The sequence below is a fragment of the Shinella yambaruensis genome, from assembly GCF_022899355.1.
Taxonomy (GTDB): domain Bacteria; phylum Pseudomonadota; class Alphaproteobacteria; order Rhizobiales; family Rhizobiaceae; genus Shinella; species Shinella yambaruensis.
The window spans coordinates 34932-40931 of sequence record NZ_JALJCK010000023.1; the positions used below are offsets into that span (position 1 = coordinate 34932).

The 6000-nt window shown below is 63.4% G+C and carries 4 protein-coding genes and 1 tRNA gene; 1 reads left to right on the plus strand and 4 read right to left on the minus strand.

Annotated features, from left to right (window positions below):
- Positions 1-661: 661 nt before the first annotated feature.
- The 4 genes from MUU56_RS31225 to xylF all read right to left on the minus strand — a co-directional run bounded on the left by MUU56_RS31225 (position 662) and on the right by xylF (position 4276).
- Positions 662-738 (minus strand) — tRNA-Arg (locus tag MUU56_RS31225).
- A gap of 167 nt (positions 739-905) precedes the next feature.
- A complete protein-coding gene (locus MUU56_RS31230; RefSeq protein WP_245082686.1) occupies positions 906-1691 on the minus strand; it encodes an ATP-binding cassette domain-containing protein in 786 nt (261 codons plus the stop codon).
- Positions 1692-1705: 14 nt separating this feature from the next.
- Positions 1706-3019, minus strand: coding sequence for a sugar ABC transporter permease (locus MUU56_RS31235; RefSeq protein WP_245082688.1), 1314 nt, complete (start codon positions 3017-3019; stop codon positions 1706-1708).
- A 216-nt stretch (positions 3020-3235) separates the two neighbouring features.
- Entirely contained in the window at positions 3236-4276 is a 1041-nt protein-coding gene (xylF, locus tag MUU56_RS31240; protein WP_245082689.1) for a D-xylose ABC transporter substrate-binding protein, read from the minus strand.
- Positions 4277-4519: 243 nt separating this feature from the next.
- Between xylF and MUU56_RS31245 the strand changes: the two genes are divergently transcribed.
- Positions 4520-5740 (plus strand): ROK family transcriptional regulator, encoded by a 1221-nt coding sequence (locus MUU56_RS31245; protein ID WP_245082690.1) that lies wholly within the window; start codon positions 4520-4522, stop codon positions 5738-5740.
- Positions 5741-6000: the final 260 nt, after the last annotated feature.

Consider the following 6000-nt stretch of genomic DNA (forward strand, 5'->3'; position numbering starts at 1 on the left):
GTCCTTTTTCCAAGTATCGCAGATTGCCTGATAGAGCGTTCGCTTTCGTAATTCCTTGAGTTGTTTGGCGAATCTGTAAGTAATGGCGAAGTTTAGGAGGGGGCTTTGAGGCTTCCAGGTTGTCGTAGTGGCAGACTTTGACAGTGGCGTCCTGTGCGGATTTGCCCAATCTCTCGTTGAGCGACTCGCGAATCCTGTCGGCCTAACCTCGAGTCCTTCTCGCAGACCCATCTGGCGATCATGCTTCGTAAGACCAGAATTGTATTAATTTTATAGTTATATGTATTAATTCAATGTAAGTTTTCAAAAAATACTTAAAGTTTTCACCGCGATCCCTTTCTAATTGAGCGGCCGAAAAGGCCGAAAATCTGTAATTCTGCAACACAAGTTACTTAGATATCGATCCGACAAATCGCCTCGAATCCTTCCGCGGTACGGCCGCCACTAGGCGTTCCACGCGGCAGGCTTTGACGCGGGTGAGATGACGAGAAGATAGGAAGCCAATACTGAGATCGCTTCTGCGGCGTAAAATCGCAATAACGCTATACAAGGCCTTCTGGCTTCTACAAATGCTTTGAAAGCCGCCAAGAACCCGCTCTTGTGAGCGCTAGCGTTCGATTAAACGGAACAAAGCCGCTCATATATGTCGCTCTAAAAAGATTGGCGCACCCGACAGGATTCGAACCTGTGACCTTTGGAATCGGAATCCAACACTCTATCCAGCTGAGCTACGGGTGCTTGCCTAGGCGATGACTCGCCTGTCCGATGAGAGGGTTCTTAGCCTAGCTGGGGGCGGGCTTCAATCGGGAAAATGCAGAAAGGGCAATCTGTTCCGGCGGGCTGTGTGCTTTGGGCTGCCTGGGATAGGAAGCCGCCGGGTGGCCGGCGGCTTTCGGTCGTCCTTGTCAGGCGGTCTGCATGGCGCCGGGGCCGGGGATGGCCTTTTCCGGGACCTTGCCGAGGATGATCATGCCGAGCACCTCGTCCTTCGTCACGTCCTCGGTGCGGGCGTGGCCGACGACCTGGCCGTTCTTCATCACCGAGACGCGGTCGGCGAGGTCGAAGACGTCGTGGATGTCGTGGCTGATCAGGAAGATGCCTATGCCTTCCTTCTTCAACTGCTTGATCAGTTCGCCGACCTGCGCCGTCTCCTGGGGGCCTAGGGCGGCGGTGGGTTCGTCCATGATCAGGATGCGGGCGTTGAAGAGGATCGCTCTTGCGATGGCCACCGACTGGCGCTGGCCGCCGGAAAGCGCCTTCACCGGCTCCTTGAAGCGCTGGAAATTGGGATTGAGGCGGCCCATCACCTCGCGGGTCTTCGCCTCCATCGCCACGTCGTCGAGCGTGCCCCAGGGGGTCCTGAGCTCGCGGCCGAGATAGAGGTTGGCGGCGGCGTCGACATTGTCGGCGACGGCGAGCGTCTGGTAGATCGTCTCGATGCCGTATTTCTTGGCGTCGCGCGGATTGTTGATGTCGGCGGGCTCGCCGTTGATCAGGATCTCGCCGCCATCGCGCTTGTAGGCGCCGGAGAGGATTTTGATCAGCGTCGACTTGCCGGCGCCGTTGTGGCCGAGCAGGGCGACGACCTCGCCGGGATAGAGATCGACCGAGGCATTGTCGACGGCGTGGATGCCGCCGAAGGAGATGGAGATGTTCTTCATCTCCACGAGGGGCGTACGGGTGTCCGTCATTTTATGGGCTCCTCTTACTTGGCGCGGGCGCGGTAGACCGTGTCGAGCCAGACGGCGACGACAAGGACCATGCCGACCACGATGCGCTGGAACGGGGTGTCGATGCCGACCAGCACCATGCCCGATTGCAGCGATTGCATGACGAGGGCGCCGAGCATGGCGCCTGCGATTGTGCCCATGCCGCCGGCAAGCGAGGTGCCGCCGATGACGGCCGCGGCGATGGTGTAGAGTTCGTCGAGCTCGCCCTGCGCGTTGGTCGCGGCGTTGAGGCGGGCGGTGGAGATCGCCGCGGCAATGGCGCAGAGCATGCCCATCAGCGCGAAGATCTTGACCGTCACCCAGCGGGTCTTGATGCCGGCGAGTTCCGCCGCCTCCGGGTTGCCGCCGAGCGCGAAGACGTAGCGGCCAAAGCGCAGGCGCGTCGAGATGAAGGTCATGACGATGCCGACCACGATGGCGATCAGCACGGGAATGGCGATGCCATGCGGGATGAAAAGGCCGCCTTCCGGCCAGGCGATGCCGTTGGCGTCGGCATATCTGCGGGCGATGGCGACGGGCCAGGGATAGCTGTTGACGACCGCGATGGCGCCGAGCACGAGGGCGCAGCCGACGGTGGTCAGGAAATATTCGGCCCACATGGGGCGCAGCGGAAAGCCGAAGCGCTTGCGCTGCTTGCGGGAGTTGGCGATCGTCGCGACGATGGCGATGCAGGCGATGACGCCGACGATCCAGCTGGCGGTGGCGCCGATCGAGCCTTCCGTGCCGCCGCCCATCAGGCGGAAGGTCGCGTCCATCGGGGCGACCGTGCGGCCGCTCGTCACGAACCAGGTGGCGCCGCGCCAGACGAGCAGGCCGCCGAGCGTGACGATGAAGGAGGGCACGCTGAGGAAGGCGATGATCGCGCCGTGCAGGGCGCCGATGCCCGCGCCGAGCAGGAGGCCGGCGAGGAGGGTGATCATCCAGGTGGCGGGGTGGTTGAAGCCGAGAAGCTGCGGCAGCAGCTCGGCCTGCAGCACGCCCATGATCATGCCGACGAAGCCGAGGATCGAGCCGACGGAGAGGTCGATGTTGCGCGTGACGATGACGAGCACCATGCCGGTCGCCATCACGGCGACGGAGGCGGTCTGGACCGAGAGGTTCCACAGGTTGCGCGGCGTCAGGAACAGGCCGCCCGACAGGATGTTGAAGCCGATCCAGATGATCAGCATGGCGCCGACCATGCCGAGCAGGCGCGTGTCGATCTCGGTGGCGCGGAAGAAGCGCTTCACCGGATTCTCGCTCGCCGATCGCGCGCGATTGGCATGCGTGGTATTCGTGATGTCGGCCATGGCTTTGCCGTCCCCCCACTTTTGTTGAGCGTGTCGTTCGGGCGTGGTTTGAGGTTCCAGCGGGATGGAACGGAAAACCGTTTCCCACCGCTCCTCATTCCGCTTCGAGGATTTTCGCCGCCTCATCCTCCGCCCGCTGTCCATCTTGCGCAAGCGCCGCAACGGAAGCCGTTGCGGCGCCTGGTGATGGTCAGGTCAGTACCGGATCATTGCCCGTCAGTTGCAGGCCGCGACCGAGCCGGCGGCAACGCCCTGGCAGGCCGTTTCCTTCGGGATCCAGCCGGCCTCGATGACGACGTTCAGGTTGTCCTTGGTGATCGGCACCGGCGCGAGGAAGACCGACTTCATCTCGACGCCCTTCGGGCCGCCGTTGAAGGTGGTGACGCCCTCGATCTCGTCCATGGTCTTGCCGGAGGCGAGTTCAGCCGCGATTTCCGCGGCGCGCTTGCCGAGGTCGCGCGAGTCCTTCCAGACCGAGACGGTCTGCGTGCCGAGCGCGACGCGGTTGAGCGCGGCGTGGTCGGCGTCCTGGCCGGAGACCGGGACGGAGCCGGCAAGGCCCTGCGCGGCGAGCGCGGCGATCGCGCCGCCCGCCGTGCCGTCGTTCGAGGCGACGACCGCATCGACCTTGTTGTCGTTCGCCGTCAGGAACTGCTCCATGTTCTTCTGGGCATTTTCCGGCTTCCAGCCGTCGGTATAGGCTTCGCCGACATTCTTGATCTTGCCGGCGTCGACGGCTTCCTTCAGCACTTCCTGCTGGCCTGCGAAGAGGAAGTCAGCGTTCGGGTCGGATGAGGAGCCCTTGATGAACACATAGTTGCCTTCCGGCTTCACCTTGAACACTTCGCGGGCTTGCATGCGGCCGACTTCCTTGTTGTCGAAGGTGATGTAGAAGGCGGACGGGTTCTCGATCAGGCGGTCGTAGCCGACGACCGGGATGCCTTCCGCCGCGGCCTTTTCGATGGCCGGGCCGATGGCTTCCGAATCCTGGGCGAGGACGATGATGGCGTTGGCGCCCTGGGCGATCAGCGATTCGACGTCGGTCAGCTGCTTGGCGGCGGACGACTGGGCGTCAGCCGAAATGTACTTGTCGCCGGAGGCTTCGAGTGCTGCCTTAATGGCGGCTTCGTCGGTTTTCCAGCGCTCTTCCTGGAAGTTCGACCAGGAAACGCCGACCACGAGGTCCTTGGCGTGCGCAACGGAATGCAGGGAAACGATGACGGCAGCCCCTGCCATCAGCTTCAGAACGAACTTCATAATATCCTCCCAAGTGAACACCGGCCGCCTGGACGAACCTCCCGTCCAATCAACGACCGGCCACGATCTACTGTCTCGATGTCCCTCCCGACGGTGCCGGGACTTTTTTCTCGACAGTCGAGAAAATAAATGTCAGAAGTTTCGAAGGCTGTCAACACGGCTTGAAAGGCCTTGAACGACGGCGTGACAGATGCTTTGGGAGGGGCATGTGTTGCATCCTGTGAAAGCGAGCGGAAACCGACGATGCTGACCAAGTCGAGCACGGAGCTTGTGCGTCAGCAGAACAGCGCGCTGGTGCTCGCCTCGCTGCGCCGGCACGGGCCGCTCGCCCATACCGACATCTCCCATCACACGGGGCTCGCCTCGGCGACCGTCTCGGTGATCACGGCGGAGCTGGAGAAGGCCGAGGTGCTCGAGCGGCGCGAACAGCAGGCGTCGGCCTCGCGCGGGCGTCCGCGCGTCATCTTCGGCCAGCGGCGCGATGCCGGCTATCTCGCCACCGTGCGCATCTCCTCCGACATGGTGCAATATTCGCTCGCCGATTACGGCGGCACGCTGCTCGATCGCTTCGAGGAGCCGCGCAACCATGCCGATACCGCGACGCGGCCCTTCACGGAAGCCTTCGTCGCCGCGCTCGACAGGCTGGCGGACCGGTCCCGGATCGACCGCGGGCAGGTGCTGGTCGTGTCGATCAGCAGCAAGGGCCTTGTCGATCCCCTGACGGCACGGCTCGTCTGGTCGCCGGTTTTTGGCGCGCAGCAGGTGGATTTCGCCGCGCTGCTCCAGCCGCCCTGGCGGGCGAAGATCCTCATCAGCAACGAGACGCTGCTCGTCGCCCATGCCATGGCGCTGCGCATGGAGAAGGCGGGGGTGCGTGACCTGCAGGCTGTGGCCGCGCTGTCGCTCGGCCACAGCATCGGTCTTGGCATCGCACGGTTCGACCGGTCGGGGGAACTCTCGGTCACGGCGCCGAATTTCGGGCACATGCTGAACTCCTCGGACGGCAAGCTGTGTCGCTGCGGCGCGCAGGGCTGCATCGAGGCCTCCGCCGGCTTCTACGGCATCCTGCGCACGGCCTTCGAGGTGCCGCCGGACACGATCCCGGCGAAGTTCGTGCCGCTGGCGGAGATGGATAAGATCGCGCTGCGCGCCCGCCAGGGCCACCGCATGTCGGAATATGCCTTCCGTCAGGCCGGGCTGGCGCTGGGGCAGGGGCTTTCGCGCGTGGTGAGCCTCTACGAGAACATGCCGATCGCCATCACCGGCCCCGGCACGCGCTATTTCGACCTCATCCAGCGGGGCCTGGAGGAGGGGCTGGCGCAATCCCAGCATGTCCGCCTCTTCGGCGCGCCGCCGATCTCCGTCGTGCCGGAGGAGGCGACGCTGGTGCTGGAGGGCCATCTCGACCGGGCGCTGGCAGAGATGGACCACGATGTCATCGCTGCGAGGGCGGTGGGAGAGTGAGGGTGCAGGGACCGCTGCGTTTCGGCTCCAATGCTCGGCACCCACCTTTCCTCCGTCATCCTCGGGCTCGACCCGAGGATCCACGTATCACCGCTAATCTGGAGTTTGTGGCCTGGCAACTGTGTTCAAGCGAAGTTAGTTTTGTCGCGCTGCATTGCATTGAGGATTGTGATGAGCTTTCGCGCGACGGCGATGATGCCGGCCTTTGCGGAGCCTGTTCTGGCTGAGACGGCCTGATGAAAGGCGCGCAGGCGCGCTGA

Bases quoted from the DNA above. Each gene is read 5' to 3' on its own strand.
- MUU56_RS31230 (WP_245082686.1), bottom strand. From the start codon at position 1,691: ATGACGGACACCCGTACGCCCCTCGTGGAGATGAAGAACATCTCCATC.
- MUU56_RS31235 (WP_245082688.1), bottom strand. From the start codon at position 3,019: ATGGCCGACATCACGAATACCACGCATGCCAATCGCGCGCGATCGGCG.
- xylF (WP_245082689.1), bottom strand. From the start codon at position 4,276: ATGAAGTTCGTTCTGAAGCTGATGGCAGGGGCTGCCGTCATCGTTTCC.
- MUU56_RS31245 (WP_245082690.1), top strand. From the start codon at position 4,520: ATGCTGACCAAGTCGAGCACGGAGCTTGTGCGTCAGCAGAACAGCGCG.